This is a genomic window from Mycobacterium numidiamassiliense, from assembly GCF_900157365.1.
Classification (GTDB): Bacteria; Actinomycetota; Actinomycetes; order Mycobacteriales; family Mycobacteriaceae; genus Mycobacterium; species Mycobacterium numidiamassiliense.
The window spans coordinates 46,573-70,224 of record NZ_FUEZ01000003.1 but is presented as its reverse complement, the minus strand read 5'-3'; the positions used below and the strand labels follow the sequence as shown (position 1 = coordinate 70,224).

The 23,652-nt window shown below is 67.7% G+C and carries 22 protein-coding genes; 11 read left to right on the top strand and 11 right to left on the bottom strand.

The genetic code is table 11. From position 1 onward, the window contains the following. Positions 1–113: 113 nt before the first annotated feature. Positions 114–851, bottom strand: a complete 738-nt coding sequence (locus MNAB215_RS00205; protein WP_077076938.1) for a thioesterase II family protein — start codon at positions 849–851, stop codon at positions 114–116. A 258-nt stretch (positions 852–1,109) separates the two neighbouring features. On the opposite strand from MNAB215_RS00205, the gene sepIVA (MNAB215_RS00200) reads away from it, so the two are divergent. The 10 genes from sepIVA (MNAB215_RS00200) to smc (MNAB215_RS00155) all read left to right on the top strand — a co-directional run bounded on the left by sepIVA (MNAB215_RS00200) (position 1,110) and on the right by smc (MNAB215_RS00155) (position 11,446). Further along, positions 1,110–1,847 carry a cell division protein SepIVA gene (sepIVA, locus tag MNAB215_RS00200; RefSeq protein ID WP_077078288.1) on the top strand — a complete coding sequence of 246 codons (738 nt, stop codon included), beginning with the start codon at positions 1,110–1,112 and terminating at the stop codon, positions 1,845–1,847. Positions 1,848–1,915: 68 nt separating this feature from the next. Next, positions 1,916–2,503: a YceD family protein gene (locus tag MNAB215_RS00195; protein WP_425436383.1), complete on the top strand. Its 588-nt coding sequence runs from the start codon at positions 1,916–1,918 to the stop codon at positions 2,501–2,503. Next, the gene (gene rnc / locus MNAB215_RS00190; protein ID WP_077076945.1) at positions 2,500–3,222 is read left to right on the top strand and encodes a ribonuclease III; all 723 of its coding nucleotides are present in this window, start codon (positions 2,500–2,502) and stop codon (positions 3,220–3,222) included. Before MNAB215_RS00195 ends, rnc (MNAB215_RS00190) begins: the two co-directional genes overlap by 4 nt. After that, positions 3,223–4,074: a DNA-formamidopyrimidine glycosylase gene (mutM, locus tag MNAB215_RS00185; RefSeq protein WP_077076940.1), complete on the top strand. Its 852-nt coding sequence runs from the start codon at positions 3,223–3,225 to the stop codon at positions 4,072–4,074. 54 nt (positions 4,075–4,128) lie between these two features. Then, the gene (locus tag MNAB215_RS00180) at positions 4,129–4,410 is read left to right on the top strand and encodes a FeoA family protein (protein WP_108637501.1); all 282 of its coding nucleotides are present in this window, start codon (positions 4,129–4,131) and stop codon (positions 4,408–4,410) included. Positions 4,411–4,454: 44 nt separating this feature from the next. Continuing rightward, positions 4,455–6,320 (top strand): ferrous iron transporter B, encoded by a 1,866-nt coding sequence (gene feoB, locus MNAB215_RS00175; RefSeq protein ID WP_077078290.1) that lies wholly within the window; start codon positions 4,455–4,457, stop codon positions 6,318–6,320. After that, positions 6,317–6,877, top strand: coding sequence for a NifU family protein (locus MNAB215_RS00170; RefSeq protein ID WP_077076941.1), 561 nt, complete (start codon positions 6,317–6,319; stop codon positions 6,875–6,877). Before feoB (MNAB215_RS00175) ends, MNAB215_RS00170 begins: the two co-directional genes overlap by 4 nt. Before the next feature lie 14 nt (positions 6,878–6,891). Continuing rightward, positions 6,892–7,317, top strand: coding sequence for an OsmC family protein (locus MNAB215_RS00165; protein ID WP_077076942.1), 426 nt, complete (start codon positions 6,892–6,894; stop codon positions 7,315–7,317). Beyond that, positions 7,304–7,597: an acylphosphatase gene (locus tag MNAB215_RS00160; RefSeq protein ID WP_077076943.1), complete on the top strand. Its 294-nt coding sequence runs from the start codon at positions 7,304–7,306 to the stop codon at positions 7,595–7,597. The genes MNAB215_RS00165 and MNAB215_RS00160 overlap by 14 nt, the downstream gene beginning before the upstream one ends. Before the next feature lie 240 nt (positions 7,598–7,837). Further along, positions 7,838–11,446 carry a chromosome segregation protein SMC gene (smc, locus tag MNAB215_RS00155; RefSeq protein ID WP_077078292.1) on the top strand — a complete coding sequence of 1,203 codons (3,609 nt, stop codon included), beginning with the start codon at positions 7,838–7,840 and terminating at the stop codon, positions 11,444–11,446. 302 nt (positions 11,447–11,748) lie between these two features. Here smc (MNAB215_RS00155) and smc (MNAB215_RS00145) read toward each other — a convergent pair whose 3' ends face one another. From smc (MNAB215_RS00145) to sepIVA (MNAB215_RS00100), 10 genes are all read right to left on the bottom strand, one after another. Continuing rightward, entirely contained in the window at positions 11,749–15,357 is a 3,609-nt protein-coding gene (gene smc / locus MNAB215_RS00145; RefSeq protein ID WP_077078292.1) for a chromosome segregation protein SMC, read from the bottom strand. A 240-nt stretch (positions 15,358–15,597) separates the two neighbouring features. Continuing rightward, entirely contained in the window at positions 15,598–15,891 is a 294-nt protein-coding gene (locus tag MNAB215_RS00140) for an acylphosphatase (protein ID WP_077076943.1), read from the bottom strand. Continuing rightward, a complete protein-coding gene (locus MNAB215_RS00135) occupies positions 15,878–16,303 on the bottom strand; it encodes an OsmC family protein (RefSeq protein WP_077076942.1) in 426 nt (141 codons plus the stop codon). Before MNAB215_RS00135 ends, MNAB215_RS00140 begins: the two co-directional genes overlap by 14 nt. Positions 16,304–16,317: 14 nt before the next feature. Continuing rightward, positions 16,318–16,878 carry a NifU family protein gene (locus MNAB215_RS00130; protein WP_077076941.1) on the bottom strand — a complete coding sequence of 187 codons (561 nt, stop codon included), beginning with the start codon at positions 16,876–16,878 and terminating at the stop codon, positions 16,318–16,320. Then, complete coding sequence (feoB, locus tag MNAB215_RS00125; protein ID WP_077078290.1) at positions 16,875–18,740, bottom strand: ferrous iron transporter B; 1,866 nt, start codon at positions 18,738–18,740, stop codon at positions 16,875–16,877. The genes MNAB215_RS00130 and feoB (MNAB215_RS00125) overlap by 4 nt, the downstream gene beginning before the upstream one ends. 44 nt (positions 18,741–18,784) lie before the next feature. Then, positions 18,785–19,066 (bottom strand): FeoA family protein, encoded by a 282-nt coding sequence (locus MNAB215_RS00120; protein ID WP_108637501.1) that lies wholly within the window; start codon positions 19,064–19,066, stop codon positions 18,785–18,787. Between the two features lie 54 nt (positions 19,067–19,120). Beyond that, positions 19,121–19,972, bottom strand: a complete 852-nt coding sequence (gene mutM / locus MNAB215_RS00115; RefSeq protein ID WP_077076940.1) for a DNA-formamidopyrimidine glycosylase — start codon at positions 19,970–19,972, stop codon at positions 19,121–19,123. Beyond that, positions 19,973–20,695, bottom strand: coding sequence for a ribonuclease III (gene rnc, locus MNAB215_RS00110; protein ID WP_077076939.1), 723 nt, complete (start codon positions 20,693–20,695; stop codon positions 19,973–19,975). Next, entirely contained in the window at positions 20,692–21,279 is a 588-nt protein-coding gene (locus MNAB215_RS00105) for a YceD family protein (protein WP_425436383.1), read from the bottom strand. Before MNAB215_RS00105 ends, rnc (MNAB215_RS00110) begins: the two co-directional genes overlap by 4 nt. Before the next feature lie 68 nt (positions 21,280–21,347). Next, entirely contained in the window at positions 21,348–22,085 is a 738-nt protein-coding gene (gene sepIVA / locus MNAB215_RS00100) for a cell division protein SepIVA (protein WP_077078288.1), read from the bottom strand. Positions 22,086–22,343: 258 nt separating this feature from the next. On the opposite strand from sepIVA (MNAB215_RS00100), the gene MNAB215_RS00095 reads away from it, so the two are divergent. Next, a complete protein-coding gene (locus MNAB215_RS00095) occupies positions 22,344–23,081 on the top strand; it encodes a thioesterase II family protein (protein ID WP_077076938.1) in 738 nt (245 codons plus the stop codon). The last annotated feature ends 571 nt before the right edge of the window (positions 23,082–23,652 follow it).

Here is a 23,652-nt window from a genome sequence, read left to right as displayed (position 1 = left end):
CCCGTCGGGAAGCGGTCTCGCCGGGGGCGCCGCATGCCGCCCTGCGGGCAGGGGATCACCGGGGACCGGACGCCGCCGCGGAAAATCGGATCATCCGATGCGCGTCCGGTCAGCTAACTTCCGCGGCATCGATCGAGGGTCGTTTCCTCGATTTCCTTCACCAGTTCTGGCAAATTGCTGTTGAGGTAGAAATGGTCCCCCGGGAACACCCGGATGGAGAACTCTTCGGTGGTGCGGTCGGACCAGGCCAGCATGTTCTCTTCGGCGACGATGATGTCGTTGTCCCCGACGTACCCGTGGATCGGGCATCCCACCGTCACTTCGGGTGGGCGGTCGTAACCCGCAATCGCCCGCACGCTTTGCAAGGTGGGCAGGATGCTCTGGGCGAATGCGTCATTTGCCAGATGCTCGGGATTCGTGTCAGTGACCTGGGCGACCAAGTTCAATATGTCGTTGTCCGATCCTTGCAATTCCTTGTATCGGATATGACCCGGCGCCGCGCAGGACGATACGAAAAGCGCGGCAATGGGAAATCCGGCCGATTGGAATCTCAGCGCCACTTCGAAGGCCACCAACCCGCCCATGCTGTGACCGAAAAACGCCACCTGACCTCCGGCTTTGGCTGAGGGTGCCATCATGGCAAAGATTTCTTCGGCCAGCTCGGGAATGCTGTCGAGCTCTGTCAGACCGCGATCGCGACGGCCGGGGTATTGCACGGCAATCCGCTTGATATCCGTGGAGAACGCCTTGGCAAAGGGGACATAAAAGGTCGCGGCCCCACCGGCGTGCGGAAATATATAGAGCGTCGGCGGACTTGCGTTGCGGTTATCTCTGTCGATAGTCGCGTTCACCGGCTCAGGGTATCGCGATGGGTTGGCTCGATCGGCCGATGCCACGGGGATGCCACGGGTGGCGGCATCGGCTCGCGGTCTGACCGGCCGGGGCCTGCGGCGATGCAGAAGTCCTGGAAGAATGAGCGATTGTGCCGCGATTTGCCGCCGCGTGTCAGTCAAAGCCCGACACACCGGCGTCGCCACCGCTGTCACAGACGTAACACCAGGCACACTGGTAACTACAGGATCTTTTTAAGATGCCAGGAGGGTATGGCCGTGTACCGAGTCTTTGAGGCGCTGGACGAATTGGGCGCCATTGTCGAGGAAGCCCGCGGTGTGCCCATGACTGCCGGCTGTGTGGTGCCTCGCGGTGACGTGCTGGAACTGATCGACGACATCAAGGATGCGATCCCGGGCGAACTGGATGACGCCCAGGACGTCCTGGATGCGCGCGATTCGATGCTGCATGACGCCAAGACGCACGCCGAATCCATGGTGTCCTCGGCGACGACCGAGTCGGAGTCGATGCTCAACCACTCCCGTGCCGAGGCCGATCGGCTGCTTTCGGACGCGAAGGCACAGGCCGACCGGATGGTGAACGAGGCCCGCCAGCACAGCGAGCGCATGGTCGCCGACGCCCGCGAGGAGTCGATTCGCATCGCGACCGCGGCCAAGCGCGAGTACGAGGCCAGCGTCGGCCGCGCTCAGGCCGAGGCCGACCGGCTGATCGAAAACGGCAACATCGCCTACGAGAAGGCCGTGCAAGAGGGCATCAAGGAGCAGCAGCGCCTGGTGTCGCAGAACGAGGTGGTGCAGGCGGCCAACGCCGAATCCACACGTCTTATCGACACCGCGCACGCCGAGTCGGACCGGTTGCGTGGGGAATGCGACATCTACGTCGACAACAAACTCGCCGAGTTCGAGGAGTTCCTCAACGGCACGCTGCGTTCGGTGGGCCGCGGTCGCCATCAACTCCGGACGGCCGCAGGCACGCACGACTACGCCACGCGCTGACGCTGGGTAGCCGTGCGCTGATCCACGGCGCCGTGGCTTTGGCTGACCGGCGCCGTAATATTTCTTCTATGGCGCGGCAACACAGCAGCACAGCGCAGCACCGCTCGGCCTCCCCGATGTCCATCGACGTCACCCGGCTCGGGCGGCGTCCGGGTTCGATGGTGACCCTGCGCAACACCGTGGCCAGCCCTGCGCGCATCGGACTGGACATGATCGCGATCGCGCAGGGTGCTCCGTTGGATCTCGACCTGCGGGTCGAATCGGTATCGGAAGGCGTGCTGGTCACCGGAACGGTGGCCGGGCCCACCGTGGGTGAATGCGTCCGTTGCCTGGCTCCGGTCGACGGCCACGTTCAGGTGGCGTTGACCGAGCTGTTCGCCTACCCGGACAGCGCAACCGAGGCGACCACCGAGGAAGACGAAGTCGGTCGGGTGGTCGACGACAGGATCGACCTCGAGCAGTCCGTCATCGACGCCGTGGGACTCGAGCTCCCGTTCGCGCCGGTGTGCCGGCCGGATTGCCCCGGACTCTGCCCGCAGTGCGGTGTGGTGCTGGCCGACGAGCCAGGTCATCAGCATGCTGCCATCGATCCGCGGTGGGCGAAGTTGGCTGGCATGCTGCCTGCCGAGCCCGACGAACCCCGGGGTGATCAGTGACGTCACGACAAGCCCTGCTCGACGCTCTCGGTGTCGACCTGCCCGAGGAGCTGCTACAGCTGGCGGTGACCCATCGCAGCTATGCCTACGAGAACGGCGGGCTGCCGACCAACGAGCGTTTGGAGTTTCTCGGTGACGCCGTCCTCGGCCTCACCGTCACCGACGAGCTGTACCACCGCCACCCCGACCGTTCGGAGGGTGACCTGGCCAAACTGCGCGCCAGCGTCGTCAATACGCAGGCGCTGGCCGAAGTCGCGCGCGGCCTGTGTGAAGGCGGCCTCGGGGTTCACCTGCTATTGGGACGAGGCGAGGCGAACACCGGCGGGGCCGACAAGTCGAGCATCCTCGCCGACGGCATGGAATCGCTGCTGGGCGCGGTCTCAATTGAGCGCGGCATCGCGGGGTCGCGCGAGGTGATCCTGCGGTTGTTCGGCGGCCTGTTGGACGCCTCACCCTCGCTGGGGGCCGGGCTGGACGGGAAGACCGGCCTGCAGGCGCTGGCCGCCGCGCGCGGCCTGGGTGCGCCGTCCTGCGTCGTCACCTCCACCGGTCCCGACCATGACAAGGAATTCACCGCGATCGTGGTCGTGATGCAAACCGAGTACGGCTCGGGTGTGGGGCGCTCCAAGAAGGAGGCCGAGCAGAAGGCGGCCGCCGCGACCTGGAAGACGCTGGAAGCGCGCGAAGTGCTGGACACCGCGGGGAAAACGTCCGTCTAGATGCCCGAACTGCCCGAAGTCGAGGTGGTGCGCCGCGGCTTGCAGGCCCACGTAGTGGGCAAGACGATCACCGCGGTGCGGGTGCACCACCCCCGCGCGGTGCGCCGCCACGAGGCGGGGCCCGCCGACCTCACGGCGCAGCTGCTGGACGCCCGGATCATCGGGACCGACCGGCGCGGTAAGTACCTATGGCTGCTGCTCGACGGGGATGCGGCGCTGGTGGTTCACCTGGGCATGAGCGGGCAGATGCTGCTGGGTGAAGTGCCGCGCGCCGACCACGTTCGCATCTCCGCGCTGCTCGACGACGGAACCGTGCTCAGCTTCGCCGACCAGCGGACGTTCGGAGGATGGATGCTTGCCGACCTCGTCGACGTGGACGGCAGCGTGGTTCCGGAGCCGGTGGCCCATCTCGCGCGTGACCCGCTTGACCCCCGCTACGACGTCGATGCCGTGGTGAAAGTGTTGCGCGGCAAACATTCTGAGATCAAGCGCCAGCTGCTTGATCAGCAGGTGGTGTCGGGCATCGGCAACATCTATGCCGACGAGGCGCTGTGGCGGGCCAAGGTCAACGGCTTTCGTGTCGCGGCCACGCTGAGCCGCCGCCAGCTGACCGCAGTTCTGGACGCCGCCGCCGACGTGATGCGCGATGCCCTGGCCAAGGGCGGGACCTCGTTCGACTCGCTGTATGTGAACGTCAACGGCGAGTCCGGCTACTTCGACCGGTCCCTGGACGCCTACGGCCGCGAGGGTGAAAGCTGCCGGCGGTGTGGCGCGGTGATTCGCCGTGAGAAGTTCATGAACCGCTCGTCGTTCTACTGCCCGAAATGTCAGCCGCGCCCGCGTAGCGCTTAAGACTCGTTAAGAAAGGTGAGGTTATCCTCACTCGGCGCGGTTATCCTTGGCCTGATGAATCTCCCGCGCTCGCGCAGCGACCCAGCGGGTTCGCCGACCGTGCTGGCCCAGCTGGCACCGGGGGAGCGGGCCAGGATCGTGGGCATGATGCCGGAGGCATCGGCGGTGTTGGCGGGGCGGCTTCGGCAGCTGGGTTTTCGGCCTGCGTCCGAGGTCGAGGTCATTCGGCGGGCCCCGTTGGGTGACCCGACCATCTACCGCGTTCAGGACACCGAGCTGTGCCTACGCCGGCGCGAGGCGCGGTTGATCGAGATCGAACCGCGGAGCCACGCGTGACGGCCTGCCACGACGACGGCGGCGGCGCGGTCGCAGTCGCGGGCATGGCGCGCATCGCGCTGGTAGGCAGTCCCAACGCGGGCAAGACGTCGATCTTCAACCACCTGACCGGACTGCGCGCCAAGATTGCCAACTATCCCGGCGTTACCGTCGGGCTCAGCGTCGGCGTCGCCAAGGCCGGCGACGTCGAGGTCGCCGTGCAGGATCTGCCCGGCACCTACAGCCTCGACCCGATCAGCCCGGACGAGCAGGTGGTGGCCGACCTGCTGGCCGGCGAGATCGGCGATGCCGGCGGGCCCGACGCGATCGTATTGGTGGCAGACGCCACCACGCTGCACCGGTCCATCCTGCTGGTGGCCCAGGTGCTGCGGCTCGACCTGCCCTGCCTGCTGGCGCTGAGCATGACCGACGAATTGACCGCACGCGGCGGCGGCATCGACGTCGATGCCCTGTCGACGGCGCTGGGCATCCCGGTTGTCGCGGTGGTCGCCAACCGTGGCGTCGGCATCGACACCATGCGCGGCGAACTTGCCTCCTTCGATCGATGGCAACGGCCCCCGATCCTGCCGCCGTCTGACAACGACGCCGTCGGGGCCTGGGGTCGCTCGGTGCTGGATGCGGCCGGTTATGTTGCGCCACAACCGGATCGGCGCACGCGGGGTATCGACGCGGTGGTGCTGCACCCGCTGTGGGGCACCGCCATCTTCTTCACGGTGATGTTCTGCTTCTTTCAGGTCGTCTTCACCGTCGCGGCGCCGCTGCAGGAATGGGTGGGTCGGGGGCTGGGCTGGCTGGGCGGAGCGGTCAGCGATCACGTCGGCAACTACGTCGTACGCGGCCTGCTCGGCCAGGGGCTGATCGGCGGCGTCGGAACGGTGCTGCAGTTCATCCCGCAGATTGTGTTGCTGTTCTTGCTGATTGCCCTGCTGGAGAACGTCGGCTACATGTCGCGGGCCGCGTTTCTGATGGACCGGGTGATGGCGGCGACGGGATTGGAAGGCCGCGCCTTCGTGGCGATGCTGTCGTCGTTCGCCTGTGCGATTCCGGGGATCATGGCCACCCGGACGTTGCCGTCGTCGCGCGACAGAATCGCCACCATCATCACCGCGCCCTTGATGACCTGCTCGGCCCGGCTTCCGGTGTTCACCCTGCTGGTTGGGCTGCTGGTGTCGCCGCAGACGCGTTGGGGCGGCCTGAGCGCGCAGGGTGTCGCGATGTTCGCGCTGTATCTGGGCGGCGGTACCTCGGCGCTGATCGCCGCGTCGGTGTTCAAGTCGACCATCCTGCGCAGCGACCTGCTGCCGTTCACGATGGAGCTGCCCCCGTACCGCTTCCCGTCGCCGAAAAGCGTGCTCATCACGATGTGGGATTCGGCAAAGGTGTTCTTACGCAAGGCCGGAACCATCATCCTGGGCACATCTTTGGTGCTGTGGGTGTTGCTCAATCTGCCCGCGCGCGCGGCGGAGACCGCGCACATGTCCACGACGGATGCCACGGCCTTCGTGATGGACCACAGCTACGCCGCCGATGTCGGAAAGGCGATCGGGCCCGTGTTCGCACCCCTCGGTTTCGATTGGCACATCAACGTCGCCCTGCTCGGATCGTTTTCGGCGCGCGAAGTTTTCGTGTCCACCCTCGGCCAGGTGTCGGCGGCGACGAGCCCCGACGATCCGCATGAAGCACTGGTCAGCATGGCCGACGACGAGGGTCGTCGGGTGTTCACCGCGCCGACCGTCATCGCGCTGATGGTGTATTTCGTCTTTGCGCTGCAATGCATGTCGACCGTCGCGGTGATGCGCCGGGAAACCAACTCATGGCGGTGGCCGGCGTTCGCGTGGTGCTACATGTTCGTCCTGGCCTGGGCGATGGCGTTCGCCGCCCGGTCAATCGCAGTCGGCTTGGGCGCATGATTCCGATCCACGCCACGGCCACCGCGATTCCCGCGCAGCTGCGCTGGGTGGTTCCAGCCGATCGGCTGCCGCCGCGCGGCACTGTCCGGCGCGCCCCGGGCAGGCTGGGTGCCCTGCTGGACAGCGGGGTGATCGATGAGCTGGTGGTGGGCGCCACCGACATCCTGATCACGATTAGTGCGGCAGGCAGTTGGCGTGAACTGGGCGACGAGATTCGTGCCGCGCTCGGCGAGGCGCTGCTGAATCCGGAAGGCTGGGCCGTCGACGCATCGTCTGCTTCGGCGTTGGAAACTGTTGCCGCAGAACTGCTTGCCGGGCCGGTTGGTGCACTGGCCGCCTCGCACGGCGGGTCGATTGAGCTGGTCTCGGTGGACGGCCCCCACGTGACGGTGCGGATGTCGGGAGCCTGCGATGGATGTCCGGCCGCGACCTCCACGCTGCGCGACGTGTTCGAGCGCGAACTGCGACGGGTCGACCCGTCGGTTGTCGTCTCCTGCCAAAACGATTCGGCGGCAATATCTCTGGGTAAGAAGTTGTTGTCGCTGATAGTTCGGTGAGCACAGGAGCGCAGATGACGGAATTGTGGGTCGAACGCACCGGGACACGCCGCTACAGCGGCTACAGCTCGCGAGGCGCGCAGGTCTTGGTCGGCTCCGAGGATGTCGAAGGCGTGTTCACCCCCGGCGAGTTGATGAAGATCGCGCTGGCCGCATGCAGCGGAATGTCCAGCGATCAGCCGTTGGCCCGCCGGCTCGGGGATGACTACAAAGCGGTGATCAGGGTGTCCGGAGACGCCGACCGCGACCAGGAACGCTATCCGCTGCTGCAGGAGACCCTTGAGCTCGACCTGTCCGGCCTGTCCGAGGAGGAAAAGCAACGGCTGCTGGCGGTCGTCGACCGGGCAATCGACCTGGTCTGCACCGTGGGGCGCACGTTGAAGTCCGGCACCGAGGTCAATTTCGAGGTCGCCTCGGAGGCCAGAAATGTCGGATCCTGACGCCCGGCTGACCGCTTGGGTGCACGGCAACGTCCAGGGCGTGGGATTCCGTTGGTGGACTCGCTGTCGGGCGCTGGAGCTGGGCCTGACGGGCTACGCGGCCAACCAGGACGACGGCCGGGTGCGGGTGGTCGCGCAAGGGCCGCGCCAGGCGGGCGAAAAGCTGCTGCATCTGCTGGAAGGTGGCGCCGCGTGGCCGTCGCGGCCGGGCCGCGTCGACAAGGTCGTCGCCGATTGGTCACCCTCGCAGGAGCGGTTCGAGGGTTTCGTCGAGCGCTGACGGTGAGCCTGGCGAGTCACACCAGCCACATGGGCACCGCCAAGACTCGGCATGATCCAAGTGTGAACGTGATATCGCCCGCGCTATCGCATTTCGACGCGCAACGTCGACCTTCCCGCAGTGACTGATGTGACCACTGTGGCCAATGCGTCGGGCCGGTTACATCCAGGCATATTTCGGACGTTGCGACACCCCGCGGTGCCGTGGGACCGGGCGATTTCAGCGGTAGTCTGGCTCGCCGTGTACCTCAAGAGTCTGACGCTGAAGGGCTTCAAGTCCTTCGCCTCGCCGACGACTCTTCGTTTCGAGCCGGGCATCACCGCGGTCGTCGGCCCCAACGGCTCGGGCAAGTCCAACGTGGTCGATGCCCTGGCGTGGGTGATGGGGGAGCAGGGAGCCAAAACCCTGCGCGGCGGAAAGATGGAAGACGTCATCTTCGCGGGCACGTCGTCGCGAGCCCCCCTGGGGCGGGCCGAGGTCACCGTCACCATCGACAATTCCGACAACGCGCTGCCGATCGAGTACTCCGAGGTGTCGATCACCCGGCGGATGTTCCGCGACGGCGCCAGCGAATACGAAATCAACGGCAGCAGTTGCCGTTTGATGGACGTGCAGGAGCTGCTGAGCGACTCGGGCATCGGCCGCGAGATGCATGTGATCGTCGGGCAGGGCAAGCTCGACGAGATCCTGCAGTCGCGCCCGGAAGATCGCCGCGCGTTCATCGAAGAGGCCGCGGGCGTGCTCAAGCACCGCAAGCGGAAAGAAAAGGCACTCCGCAAACTCGACGCGATGCAAGCGAACCTGGCCCGGCTCACCGACCTGACCACCGAGCTGCGACGCCAACTCAAACCGTTGGGCCGCCAGGCCGAGGTGGCCCGCCGCGCTCAGACGATCCAGGCCGACCTGCGCGACGCCCGATTGCGGTTGGCCGCCGACGACCTGGTCAACCGGCACACCGAGCGGGACGCGATCTTCGAGGCCGAGGCCGCGATGCGGCGCGAGCACGACGAGGCCGCCGCCCGCCTGGCGGTGGCGGCCGAGGAGCTGACCACCCACGAGAGCGCGCTGGCCGAGCTGTCGGTGCGCGCCGAGAGCGTCCAGCACACCTGGTTCGGGTTGTCGGCGCTGGCCGAACGGGTCGGCGCCACCGTGCGCATCGCCGGCGAACGTGCTCAGTACCTCGACATCGAGCCCGTGTCGACCGGCGACACCGATCCCGACGCGCTGGAAGCCGAGGCCGAGCAGGTGGCGGTCGCCGAGCAACAGCTGTTCGCCGAGCTTGCCGAGGCGCGCACCCGGCTGGACGCCGCGCGTGCGGAGTTGGCCAACCGCGAGCGTGCAGCCGCCGAGGCCGACCGCGCGCACATGGCCGCCGTCCGGGCCGAGGCGGACCGGCGGGAAGGCCTGGCCCGGCTGGCCGGTCAGGTCGAGACGATGCGGGCGCGTGTCGAATCGATCGACGACAGCGTTGCGCGGCTGTCCGAGCGCATCGAAGAAGGAGCCGCCCGGGTGGAGCAGACCCGGGCGGAGTTCGAAACCGTGCAGGGCCGCGTCGGCGAGCTGGACCAGGGCGAGGTCGGCCTCGACGAACATCACGAGCGCACCGTCGCGGCGATGCGGCTGGCCGACGCTCGCGTCGCCGAACTGCAGGGCGCCGAGCGAGAAGCCGAGCGCCGGGTGGCGTCGCTGCGGGCCCGCATCGATGCGCTCTCGGTAAGCCTGGAGCGCAAGGACGGCGCGGCATGGCTTACCCAAAATCACAGCGGCCCAGGTCTTTTCGGGACAATCGCCAACCTGGTCAAGGTCCGGCGGGGATATGAGGCGGCGTTGGCGGCGGTACTCGGTTCGGCGGCCGACGCGCTGGCCGCCGAAAGTTTCAGCGCGGCCCGCTCGGCGGTCGCGGCGCTCAAGCAGGCCGACGGCGGCCGCGCCGCGCTGGTGTTGGGCGACTGGCCGGCCGGCCAACCGGCTCCGCTCGACGGGCTGCCCGTCGGTGCGCTGTGGGCGCTCGACCTGGTCGAGGCCCCGCAGCGGCTGCGCGGCGCCATGGTCGCCATGCTGTCCGGCGTTGCGGTGGTCGACGATCTGGGCCAGGCGCTGGACCTGGTGGCGTCGCGCCCGCGGCTGCGCGCGGTCACCCTCGATGGCGACGTGGTGGGCGCCGGCTGGGTCAGCGGCGGATCCGACCGCAAGGTGTCCACGCTGGAGTTGATCTCCGAGATCGACAAGGCGAGCAGCGAGCTGGCCGCCGCGGAGACGCAGGTGGCCGAGTTGACGGCGGCGCTGGCCGGCGCGCTGGCCGAGCAGTCGTCGCGTCAGGACTCGGCCGAGCAGGCGTTGGCCGCGCTCAACGAATCCGACACCACGATCTCGGCGATGTATGAGCAGCTGGGCCGGCTCGGGCAGGAATCCCGGGGCGCCGAGGACGAGTGGACCAGGTTGGTGCGGCAGCGCCAGGAGCTGGAAGCCGGGCGCGCCCAGACCCTCGAAGAGGTCACCGAGCTCGAAACCCGGCTGCGCAACGCGCAGGAGACCGAGCAGGTGGGCGGGGGTGAGCCCAGCCACGCGGAGGTGCGTCAGCGCATCGCCGCGGAGGCCGATGCCGCCCGCGGCGTCGAAGTCGAGGCGCGGCTGTCGGTGCGCACCGCCGAGGAACGGGCCAACGCGGTGCGGGGCCGGGCCGATTCGTTGCGCCGCGCGGCCGCCGCCGAACGCGAGGCGCGGCTGCGTGCCCAGCAGGCGCACGCCGCCCGGCTGCGGGCGGCGGCGGTGGCCGCCGCGGTGGCCGACGCGGGGCGATCGCTTGCGGCGCGGTTGGGCGGCGTCGTGGCGGCGGCGTCGCAGATCCGCGACGAGCTCGCCGCCGAACGTCAGGAGCGGACGGCCGCGATGGCGGGCGTGCGCGGCGAAGTGAACACGCTCAACGCCCGGGTGGCGGCGCTCACCGATTCGCTGCACCGCGACGAGGTGGCCAACGCCCAGGTGGCCATGCGCATCGAGCAGCTCGAGCAGATGGTGCTCGAGCAGTTCGGAATGGCGCCCCCGGACCTGATCGCCGAGTACGGACCGCAGGTGGGGCTGCCGCCCACCGAGCTCGAGATGGCCGAATTCGAGCAGGCCCGCGAGCGCGGCGAGCAGGTGACCATGCCCGCCCCGATGCCGTATGACCGGCCGACCCAGGAACGCCGCGCCAAGCGGGCCGAACGCGAGTTGGCCGAATTGGGCAGGGTCAATCCGCTGGCCCTGGAAGAGTTTGCTGCGCTCGAGGAACGCTACAACTTCCTGTCCACCCAACTCGAGGATGTCAAGGGCGCCCGTCAGGATCTGCTGGGCGTCGTCGCCGAGGTCGACGCTCGCATCCTGCAGGTGTTCGCCGACGCCTTCGCCGATGTGGAGCGCGAATTCCGCGAGGTGTTCACGGTCCTGTTCCCCGGCGGTGAGGGCCGGCTGCGGCTCACCAACCCCGAGGACATGCTGACCACCGGCATCGAGGTGGAGGCCCGCCCGCCGGGCAAGAAGGTCACCCGGTTGTCTTTGCTGTCGGGCGGTGAGAAAGCGCTGACCGCGGTGGCGATGTTGGTGGCGATCTTCCGTGCCCGCCCGTCGCCGTTCTACATCATGGACGAGGTCGAGGCCGCGCTCGACGACACCAACCTGCGCCGCCTGATCAGCCTGTTCGAGCTGCTGCGGGCCCGCTCACAACTCCTGATCATCACGCACCAGAAGCCGACCATGGAGGTCGCCGACGCGCTGTACGGCGTGACCATGCAGGGCGACGGCATCACCGCGGTGATCTCCCAGCGCATGCGCGGCCAGCAGGTCGAGCAGCTCGTCGGCAATCCGTCCTAGCCGTCCTGCGCTTCAACCCCGCGGCTCGGGCCGTTGCTGTGCCCCTGAAAGAATGTCGACGTGTCGCAAGGTCTTTGGATCGCCATCGCCGTCTTAGGCGTTATAGCCGCCCTGGTTCTCATCGCCGCGCTGGTCGTGGGCCTGCGGCGGTACCGCCGCAGGCCCACGACCAGCGCGGCGATGAGAACCAGGGCGGCTATAACGCCTAAGACGGCGATGGCGATCCAAAGACCTTGCGACACGTCGACATTCTTTCAGGGGCACAGCAACGGCCCGAGCCGCGGGGTTGAAGCGCAGGACGGCTAGGACGGATTGCCGACGAGCTGCTCGACCTGCTGGCCGCGCATGCGCTGGGAGATCACCGCGGTGATGCCGTCGCCCTGCATGGTCACGCCGTACAGCGCGTCGGCGACCTCCATGGTCGGCTTCTGGTGCGTGATGATCAGGAGTTGTGAGCGGGCCCGCAGCAGCTCGAACAGGCTGATCAGGCGGCGCAGGTTGGTGTCGTCGAGCGCGGCCTCGACCTCGTCCATGATGTAGAACGGCGACGGGCGGGCACGGAAGATCGCCACCAACATCGCCACCGCGGTCAGCGCTTTCTCACCGCCCGACAGCAAAGACAACCGGGTGACCTTCTTGCCCGGCGGGCGGGCCTCCACCTCGATGCCGGTGGTCAGCATGTCCTCGGGGTTGGTGAGCCGCAGCCGGCCCTCACCGCCGGGGAACAGGACCGTGAACACCTCGCGGAATTCGCGCTCCACATCGGCGAAGGCGTCGGCGAACACCTGCAGGATGCGAGCGTCGACCTCGGCGACGACGCCCAGCAGATCCTGACGGGCGCCCTTGACATCCTCGAGTTGGGTGGACAGGAAGTTGTAGCGTTCCTCGAGCGCAGCAAACTCTTCCAGGGCCAGCGGATTGACCCTGCCCAATTCGGCCAACTCGCGTTCGGCCCGCTTGGCGCGGCGTTCCTGGGTCGGCCGGTCATACGGCATCGGGGCGGGCATGGTCACCTGCTCGCCGCGCTCGCGGGCCTGCTCGAATTCGGCCATCTCGAGCTCGGTGGGCGGCAGCCCCACCTGCGGTCCGTACTCGGCGATCAGGTCCGGGGGCGCCATTCCGAACTGCTCGAGCACCATCTGCTCGAGCTGCTCGATGCGCATGGCCACCTGGGCGTTGGCCACCTCGTCGCGGTGCAGCGAATCGGTGAGCGCCGCCACCCGGGCGTTGAGCGTGTTCACTTCGCCGCGCACGCCCGCCATCGCGGCCGTCCGCTCCTGACGTTCGGCGGCGAGCTCGTCGCGGATCTGCGACGCCGCCGCCACGACGCCGCCCAACCGCGCCGCAAGCGATCGCCCCGCGTCGGCCACCGCGGCGGCCACCGCCGCCGCCCGCAGCCGGGCGGCGTGCGCCTGCTGGGCACGCAGCCGCGCCTCGCGTTCGGCGGCGGCCGCGCGGCGCAACGAATCGGCCCGGCCCCGCACCGCGTTGGCCCGTTCCTCGGCGGTGCGCACCGACAGCCGCGCCTCGACTTCGACGCCGCGGGCGGCATCGGCCTCCGCGGCGATGCGCTGACGCACCTCCGCGTGGCTGGGCTCACCCCCGCCCACCTGCTCGGTCTCCTGCGCGTTGCGCAGCCGGGTTTCGAGCTCGGTGACCTCTTCGAGGGTCTGGGCGCGCCCGGCTTCCAGCTCCTGGCGCTGCCGCACCAACCTGGTCCACTCGTCCTCGGCGCCCCGGGATTCCTGCCCGAGCCGGCCCAGCTGCTCATACATCGCCGAGATCGTGGTGTCGGATTCGTTGAGCGCGGCCAACGCCTGCTCGGCCGAGTCCTGACGCGACGACTGCTCGGCCAGCGCGCCGGCCAGCGCCGCCGTCAACTCGGCCACCTGCGTCTCCGCGGCGGCCAGCTCGCTGCTCGCCTTGTCGATCTCGGAGATCAACTCCAGCGTGGACACCTTGCGGTCGGATCCGCCGCTGACCCAGCCGGCGCCCACCACGTCGCCATCGAGGGTGACCGCGCGCAGCCGCGGGCGCGACGCCACCAGGTCCAGCGCCTGGCCCAGATCGTCGACCACCGCAACGCCGGACAGCATGGCGACCATGGCGCCGCGCAGCCGCTGCGGGGCCTCGACCAGGTCGAGCGCCCACAGCGCACCGACGGGCAGCCCGTCGAGCGGAGCCGGTTGGCCGGCCGGCCAGTCGCCCAACACCAGCGCGGCGCGGCCGCCGTCGGCCTGCTTGAGCGCCGCGACCGCCGAGCGGGCCGCGCTGAAACTTTCGGCGGCCAGCGCGTCGGCCGCCGAACCGAGTACCGCCGCCAACGCCGCCTCATATCCCCGCCGGACCTTGACCAGGTTGGCGATTGTCCCGAAAAGACCTGGGCCGCTGTGATTTTGGGTAAGCCATGCCGCGCCGTCCTTGCGCTCCAGGCTTACCGAGAGCGCATCGATGCGGGCCCGCAGCGACGCCACCCGGCGCTCGGCTTCTCGCTCGGCGCCCTGCAGTTCGGCGACGCGAGCGTCGGCCAGCCGCATCGCCGCGACGGTGCGCTCGTGATGTTCGTCGAGGCCGACCTCGCCCTGGTCCAGCTCGCCGACGCGGCCCTGCACGGTTTCGAACTCCGCCCGGGTCTGCTCCACCCGGGCGGCTCCTTCTTCGATGCGCTCGGACAGCCGCGCAACGCTGTCGTCGATCGATTCGACACGCGCCCGCATCGTCTCGACCTGACCGGCCAGCCGGGCCAGGCCTTCCCGCCGGTCCGCCTCGGCCCGGACGGCGGCCATGTGCGCGCGGTCGGCCTCGGCGGCTGCACGCTCGCGGTTGGCCAACTCCGCACGCGCGGCGTCCAGCCGGGTGCGCGCCTCGGCAAGCTCGGCGAACAGCTGTTGCTCGGCGACCGCCACCTGCTCGGCCTCGGCTTCCAGCGCGTCGGGATCGGTGTCGCCGGTCGACACGGGCTCGATGTCGAGGTACTGAGCACGTTCGCCGGCGATGCGCACGGTGGCGCCGACCCGTTCGGCCAGCGCCGACAACCCGAACCAGGTGTGCTGGACGCTCTCGGCGCGCACCGACAGCTCGGCCAGCGCGCTCTCGTGGGTGGTCAGCTCCTCGGCCGCCACCGCCAGGCGGGCGGCGGCCTCGTCGTGCTCGCGCCGCATCGCGGCCTCGGCCTCGAAGATCGCGTCCCGCTCGGTGTGCCGGTTGACCAGGTCGTCGGCGGCCAACCGCAATCGGGCGTCGCGCAGGTCGGCCTGGATCGTCTGAGCGCGGCGGGCCACCTCGGCCTGGCGGCCCAACGGTTTGAGTTGGCGTCGCAGCTCGGTGGTCAGGTCGGTGAGCCGGGCCAGGTTCGCTTGCATCGCGTCGAGTTTGCGGAGTGCCTTTTCTTTCCGCTTGCGGTGCTTGAGCACGCCCGCGGCCTCTTCGATGAACGCGCGGCGATCTTCCGGGCGCGACTGCAGGATCTCGTCGAGCTTGCCCTGCCCGACGATCACATGCATCTCGCGGCCGATGCCCGAGTCGCTCAGCAGCTCCTGCACGTCCATCAAACGGCAACTGCTGCCGTTGATTTCGTATTCGCTGGCGCCGTCGCGGAACATCCGCCGGGTGATCGACACCTCGGAGTACTCGATCGGCAGCGCGTTGTCGGAATTGTCGATGGTGACGGTGACCTCGGCCCGCCCCAGGGGGGCTCGCGACGACGTGCCCGCGAAGATGACGTCTTCCATCTTTCCGCCGCGCAGGGTTTTGGCTCCCTGCTCCCCCATCACCCACGCCAGGGCATCGACCACGTTGGACTTGCCCGAGCCGTTGGGGCCGACGACCGCGGTGATGCCCGGCTCGAAACGAAGAGTCGTCGGCGAGGCGAAGGACTTGAAGCCCTTCAGCGTCAGACTCTTGAGGTACACGGCGAGCCAGACTACCGCTGAAATCGCCCGGTCCCACGGCACCGCGGGGTGTCGCAACGTCCGAAATATGCCTGGATGTAACCGGCCCGACGCATTGGCCACAGTGGTCACATCAGTCACTGCGGGAAGGTCGACGTTGCGCGTCGAAATGCGATAGCGCGGGCGATATCACGTTCACACTTGGATCATGCCGAGTCTTGGCGGTGCCCATGTGGCTGGTGTGACTCGCCAGGCTCACCGTCAGCGCTCGACGAAACCCTCGAACCGCTCCTGCGAGGGTGACCAATCGGCGACGACCTTGTCGACGCGGCCCGGCCGCGACGGCCACGCGGCGCCACCTTCCAGCAGATGCAGCAGCTTTTCGCCCGCCTGGCGCGGCCCTTGCGCGACCACCCGCACCCGGCCGTCGTCCTGGTTGGCCGCGTAGCCCGTCAGGCCCAGCTCCAGCGCCCGACAGCGAGTCCACCAACGGAATCCCACGCCCTGGACGTTGCCGTGCACCCAAGCGGTCAGCCGGGCGTCAGGATCCGACATTTCTGGCCTCCGAGGCGACCTCGAAATTGACCTCGGTGCCGGACTTCAACGTGCGCCCCACGGTGCAGACCAGGTCGATTGCCCGGTCGACGACCGCCAGCAGCCGTTGCTTTTCCTCCTCGGACAGGCCGGACAGGTCGAGCTCAAGGGTCTCCTGCAGCAGCGGATAGCGTTCCTGGTCGCGGTCGGCGTCTCCGGACACCCTGATCACCGCTTTGTAGTCATCCCCGAGCCGGCGGGCCAACGGCTGATCGCTGGACATTCCGCTGCATGCGGCCAGCGCGATCTTCATCAACTCGCCGGGGGTGAACACGCCTTCGACATCCTCGGAGCCGACCAAGACCTGCGCGCCTCGCGAGCTGTAGCCGCTGTAGCGGCGTGTCCCGGTGCGTTCGACCCACAATTCCGTCATCTGCGCTCCTGTGCTCACCGAACTATCAGCGACAACAACTTCTTACCCAGAGATATTGCCGCCGAATCGTTTTGGCAGGAGACGACAACCGACGGGTCGACCCGTCGCAGTTCGCGCTCGAACACGTCGCGCAGCGTGGAGGTCGCGGCCGGACATCCATCGCAGGCTCCCGACATCCGCACCGTCACGTGGGGGCCGTCCACCGAGACCAGCTCAATCGACCCGCCGTGCGAGGCGGCCAGTGCACCAACCGGCCCGGCAAGCAGTTCTGCGGCAACAGTTTCCAACGCCGAAGCAGACGATGCGTCGACGGCCCAGCCTTCCGGATTCAGCAGCGCCTCGCCGAGCGCGGCACGAATCTCGTCGCCCAGTTCACGCCAACTGCCTGCCGCACTAATCGTGATCAGGATGTCGGTGGCGCCCACCACCAGCTCATCGATCACCCCGCTGTCCAGCAGGGCACCCAGCCTGCCCGGGGCGCGCCGGACAGTGCCGCGCGGCGGCAGCCGATCGGCTGGAACCACCCAGCGCAGCTGCGCGGGAATCGCGGTGGCCGTGGCGTGGATCGGAATCATGCGCCCAAGCCGACTGCGATTGACCGGGCGGCGAACGCCATCGCCCAGGCCAGGACGAACATGTAGCACCACGCGAACGCCGGCCACCGCCATGAGTTGGTTTCCCGGCGCATCACCGCGACGGTCGACATGCATTGCAGCGCAAAGACGAAATACACCATCAGCGCGATGACGGTCGGCGCGGTGAACACCCGACGACCCTCGTCGTCGGCCATGCTGACCAGTGCTTCATGCGGATCGTCGGGGCTCGTCGCCGCCGACACCTGGCCGAGGGTGGACACGAAAACTTCGCGCGCCGAAAACGATCCGAGCAGGGCGACGTTGATGTGCCAATCGAAACCGAGGGGTGCGAACACGGGCCCGATCGCCTTTCCGACATCGGCGGCGTAGCTGTGGTCCATCACGAAGGCCGTGGCATCCGTCGTGGACATGTGCGCGGTCTCCGCCGCGCGCGCGGGCAGATTGAGCAACACCCACAGCACCAAAGATGTGCCCAGGATGATGGTTCCGGCCTTGCGTAAGAACACCTTTGCCGAATCCCACATCGTGATGAGCACGCTTTTCGGCGACGGGAAGCGGTACGGGGGCAGCTCCATCGTGAACGGCAGCAGGTCGCTGCGCAGGATGGTCGACTTGAACACCGACGCGGCGATCAGCGCCGAGGTACCGCCGCCCAGATACAGCGCGAACATCGCGACACCCTGCGCGCTCAGGCCGCCCCAACGCGTCTGCGGCGACACCAGCAGCCCAACCAGCAGGGTGAACACCGGAAGCCGGGCCGAGCAGGTCATCAAGGGCGCGGTGATGATGGTGGCGATTCTGTCGCGCGACGACGGCAACGTCCGGGTGGCCATGATCCCCGGAATCGCACAGGCGAACGACGACAGCATCGCCACGAAGGCGCGGCCTTCCAATCCCGTCGCCGCCATCACCCGGTCCATCAGAAACGCGGCCCGCGACATGTAGCCGACGTTCTCCAGCAGGGCAATCAGCAAGAACAGCAACACAATCTGCGGGATGAACTGCAGCACCGTTCCGACGCCGCCGATCAGCCCCTGGCCGAGCAGGCCGCGTACGACGTAGTTGCCGACGTGATCGCTGACCGCTCCGCCCAGCCAGCCCAGCCCCCGACCCACCCATTCCTGCAGCGGCGCCGCGACGGTGAAGACGACCTGAAAGAAGCAGAACATCACCGTGAAGAAGATGGCGGTGCCCCACAGCGGGTGCAGCACCACCGCGTCGATACCCCGCGTGCGCCGATCCGGTTGTGGCGCAACATAACCGGCCGCATCCAGCACCGAGCGACCCCAGGCCCCGACGGCGTCGTTGTCAGACGGCGGCAGGATCGGGGGCCGTTGCCATCGATCGAAGGAGGCAAGTTCGCCGCGCATGGTGTCGATGCCGACGCCACGGTTGGCGACCACCGCGACAACCGGGATGCCCAGCGCCGTCGACAGGGCATCGACGTCGATGCCGCCGCCGCGTGCGGTCAATTCGTCGGTCATGCTCAGCGCCAGCAGGCAGGGCAGGTCGAGCCGCAGCACCTGGGCCACCAGCAGGATGGACCGGTGCAGCGTGGTGGCGTCTGCCACCAATACGATCGCGTCGGGCCCGCCGGCATCGCCGATCTCGCCGGCCAGCAGGTCGGCCACCACCTGCTCGTCCGGGCTGATCGGGTCGAGGCTGTAGGTGCCGGGCAGATCCTGCACGGCGACCTCGACGTCGCCGGCCTTGGCGACGCCGACGCTGAGCCCGACGGTAACGCCGGGATAGTTGGCAATCTTGGCGCGCAGTCCGGTCAGGTGGTTGAAGATCGACGTCTTGCCCGCGTTGGGACTGCCTACCAGCGCGATGCGCGCCATGCCCGCGACTGCGACCGCGCCGCCGCCGTCGTCGTGGCAGGCCGTCACGCGTGGCTCCGCGGTTCGATCTCGATCAACCGCGCCTCGCGCCGGCGTAGGCACAGCTCGGTGTCCTGAACGCGGTAGATGGTCGGGTCACCCAACGGGGCCCGCCGAATGACCTCGACCTCGGACGCAGGCCGAAAACCCAGCTGCCGAAGCCGCCCCGCCAACACCGCCGATGCCTCCGGCATCATGCCCACGATCCTGGCCCGCTCCCCCGGTGCCAGCTGGGCCAGCACGGTCGGCGAACCCGCTGGGTCGCTGCGCGAGCGCGGGAGATTCATCAGGCCAAGGATAACCGCGCCGAGTGAGGATAACCTCACCTTTCTTAACGAGTCTTAAGCGCTACGCGGGCGCGGCTGACATTTCGGGCAGTAGAACGACGAGCGGTTCATGAACTTCTCACGGCGAATCACCGCGCCACACCGCCGGCAGCTTTCACCCTCGCGGCCGTAGGCGTCCAGGGACCGGTCGAAGTAGCCGGACTCGCCGTTGACGTTCACATACAGCGAGTCGAACGAGGTCCCGCCCTTGGCCAGGGCATCGCGCATCACGTCGGCGGCGGCGTCCAGAACTGCGGTCAGCTGGCGGCGGCTCAGCGTGGCCGCGACACGAAAGCCGTTGACCTTGGCCCGCCACAGCGCCTCGTCGGCATAGATGTTGCCGATGCCCGACACCACCTGCTGATCAAGCAGCTGGCGCTTGATCTCAGAATGTTTGCCGCGCAACACTTTCACCACGGCATCGACGTCGTAGCGGGGGTCAAGCGGGTCACGCGCGAGATGGGCCACCGGCTCCGGAACCACGCTGCCGTCCACGTCGACGAGGTCGGCAAGCATCCATCCTCCGAACGTCCGCTGGTCGGCGAAGCTGAGCACGGTTCCGTCGTCGAGCAGCGCGGAGATGCGAACGTGGTCGGCGCGCGGCACTTCACCCAGCAGCATCTGCCCGCTCATGCCCAGGTGAACCACCAGCGCCGCATCCCCGTCGAGCAGCAGCCATAGGTACTTACCGCGCCGGTCGGTCCCGATGATCCGGGCGTCCAGCAGCTGCGCCGTGAGGTCGGCGGGCCCCGCCTCGTGGCGGCGCACCGCGCGGGGGTGGTGCACCCGCACCGCGGTGATCGTCTTGCCCACTACGTGGGCCTGCAAGCCGCGGCGCACCACCTCGACTTCGGGCAGTTCGGGCATCTAGACGGACGTTTTCCCCGCGGTGTCCAGCACTTCGCGCGCTTCCAGCGTCTTCCAGGTCGCGGCGGCCGCCTTCTGCTCGGCCTCCTTCTTGGAGCGCCCCACACCCGAGCCGTACTCGGTTTGCATCACGACCACGATCGCGGTGAATTCCTTGTCATGGTCGGGACCGGTGGAGGTGACGACGTAGGACGGCGCACCCAGGCCGCGCGCGGCGGTCAGCTCCTGCAGGCTGGTCTTCCAGTCCAGCCCGGCCCCCAGCGTGGGTGCGGCGTCCAACAGTCCGCCGAACAACCGCAGGATCACCTCGCGCGACACCGTGATGCCGTGCTCAATGTAGATCGCGCCCAGCAGCGATTCCATGCCGTCGGCGAGGATGCTCGACTTGTCGGCCCCGCCGGTGTTCGCCTCGCCTCGTCCCAATAGCAGGTGAACCCCGAGGCCGCCTTCACACAGGCCGCGCGCGACTTCGGCCAGCGCCTGCGTATTGACGACGCTGGCGCGCAGTTTGGCCAGGTCACCCTCCGAACGGTCGGGGTGGCGGTGGTACAGCTCGTCGGTGACGGTGAGGCCGAGGACGGCGTCACCGAGAAACTCCAAACGCTCGTTGGTCGGCAGCCCGCCGTTCTCGTAGGCATAGCTGCGATGGGTCACCGCCAGCTGTAGCAGCTCCTCGGGCAGGTCGACACCGAGAGCGTCGAGCAGGGCTTGTCGTGACGTCACTGATCACCCCGGGGTTCGTCGGGCTCGGCAGGCAGCATGCCAGCCAACTTCGCCCACCGCGGATCGATGGCAGCATGCTGATGACCTGGCTCGTCGGCCAGCACCACACCGCACTGCGGGCAGAGTCCGGGGCAATCCGGCCGGCACACCGGCGCGAACGGGAGCTCGAGTCCCACGGCGTCGATGACGGACTGCTCGAGGTCGATCCTGTCGTCGACCACCCGACCGACTTCGTCTTCCTCGGTGGTCGCCTCGGTTGCGCTGTCCGGGTAGGCGAACAGCTCGGTCAACGCCACCTGAACGTGGCCGTCGACCGGAGCCAGGCAACGGACGCATTCACCCACGGTGGGCCCGGCCACCGTTCCGGTGACCAGCACGCCTTCCGATACCGATTCGACCCGCAGGTCGAGATCCAACGGAGCACCCTGCGCAATCGCGATCATGTCCAGTCCGATGCGCGCAGGGCTGGCCACGGTGTTGCGCAGGGTCACCATCGAACCCGGACGCCGCCCGAGCCGGGTGACGTCGATGGACATCGGGGAGGCCGAGCGGTGCTGCGCTGTGCTGCTGTGTTGCCGCGCCATAGAAGAAATATTACGGCGCCGGTCAGCCAAAGCCACGGCGCCGTGGATCAGCGCACGGCTACCCAGCGTCAGCGCGTGGCGTAGTCGTGCGTGCCTGCGGCCGTCCGGAGTTGATGGCGACCGCGGCCCACCGAACGCAGCGTGCCGTTGAGGAACTCCTCGAACTCGGCGAGTTTGTTGTCGACGTAGATGTCGCATTCCCCACGCAACCGGTCCGACTCGGCGTGCGCGGTGTCGATAAGACGTGTGGATTCGGCGTTGGCCGCCTGCACCACCTCGTTCTGCGACACCAGGCGCTGCTGCTCCTTGATGCCCTCTTGCACGGCCTTCTCGTAGGCGATGTTGCCGTTTTCGATCAGCCGGTCGGCCTCGGCCTGAGCGCGGCCGACGCTGGCCTCGTACTCGCGCTTGGCCGCGGTCGCGATGCGAATCGACTCCTCGCGGGCGTCGGCGACCATGCGCTCGCTGTGCTGGCGGGCCTCGTTCACCATCCGGTCGGCCTGTGCCTTCGCGTCCGAAAGCAGCCGATCGGCCTCGGCACGGGAGTGGTTGAGCATCGACTCCGACTCGGTCGTCGCCGAGGACACCATGGATTCGGCGTGCGTCTTGGCGTCATGCAGCATCGAATCGCGCGCATCCAGGACGTCCTGGGCGTCATCCAGTTCGCCCGGGATCGCATCCTTGATGTCGTCGATCAGTTCCAGCACGTCACCGCGAGGCACCACACAGCCGGCAGTCATGGGCACACCGCGGGCTTCCTCGACAATGGCGCCCAATTCGTCCAGCGCCTCAAAGACTCGGTACACGGCCATACCCTCCTGGCATCTTAAAAAGATCCTGTAGTTACCAGTGTGCCTGGTGTTACGTCTGTGACAGCGGTGGCGACGCCGGTGTGTCGGGCTTTGACTGACACGCGGCGGCAAATCGCGGCACAATCGCTCATTCTTCCAGGACTTCTGCATCGCCGCAGGCCCCGGCCGGTCAGACCGCGAGCCGATGCCGCCACCCGTGGCATCCCCGTGGCATCGGCCGATCGAGCCAACCCATCGCGATACCCTGAGCCGGTGAACGCGACTATCGACAGAGATAACCGCAACGCAAGTCCGCCGACGCTCTATATATTTCCGCACGCCGGTGGGGCCGCGACCTTTTATGTCCCCTTTGCCAAGGCGTTCTCCACGGATATCAAGCGGATTGCCGTGCAATACCCCGGCCGTCGCGATCGCGGTCTGACAGAGCTCGACAGCATTCCCGAGCTGGCCGAAGAAATCTTTGCCATGATGGCACCCTCAGCCAAAGCCGGAGGTCAGGTGGCGTTTTTCGGTCACAGCATGGGCGGGTTGGTGGCCTTCGAAGTGGCGCTGAGATTCCAATCGGCCGGATTTCCCATTGCCGCGCTTTTCGTATCGTCCTGCGCGGCGCCGGGTCATATCCGATACAAGGAATTGCAAGGATCGGACAACGACATATTGAACTTGGTCGCCCAGGTCACTGACACGAATCCCGAGCATCTGGCAAATGACGCATTCGCCCAGAGCATCCTGCCCACCTTGCAAAGCGTGCGGGCGATTGCGGGTTACGACCGCCCACCCGAAGTGACGGTGGGATGCCCGATCCACGGGTACGTCGGGGACAACGACATCATCGTCGCCGAAGAGAACATGCTGGCCTGGTCCGACCGCACCACCGAAGAGTTCTCCATCCGGGTGTTCCCGGGGGACCATTTCTACCTCAACAGCAATTTGCCAGAACTGGTGAAGGAAATCGAGGAAACGACCCTCGATCGATGCCGCGGAAGTTAGCTGACCGGACGCGCATCGGATGATCCGATTTTCCGCGGCGGCGTCCGGTCCCCGGTGATCCCCTGCCCGCAGGGCGGCATGCGGCGCCCCCGGCGAGACCGCTTCCCGACGGGTGTCGACCGTCCGCGCGAAAATGGTGCGCTGGTCCCAGAACGGTCGGGCTTCGCCCTCCGCCCAGCTAGTTTCACTCTGCTATCACCCGCCAGCACCGCACCACTAGCACCAAATATCACTTTTGTCCCCCAGGCCGTTGACCTGCAGTGATGCGCGGCGTGGGTCCCAGCAGCCGACATATGCCACGACTCCACGAGTTGGATGGCTTACAAATTCTGTGGATTTCGTAAATACCCTCACGTGCCCGCCGAAGATTGCATACGTTGCTTTTTAGAGACGGGTGGTCGGGGTGGCAATCGTCGCGGCTCACGGCCATCCGGCTCTTGTGCGCCGACGTTTCCAACTAGCAGCTGCCTTGTGCCGGGGGGCTCCGACAGGGCCTGCTAAAGCCGCTCGTGGGGCGGCAACTAGGCGCGCGCACATAGCGCCGACCGCCAAACGGGAAGGTAAAGCATTG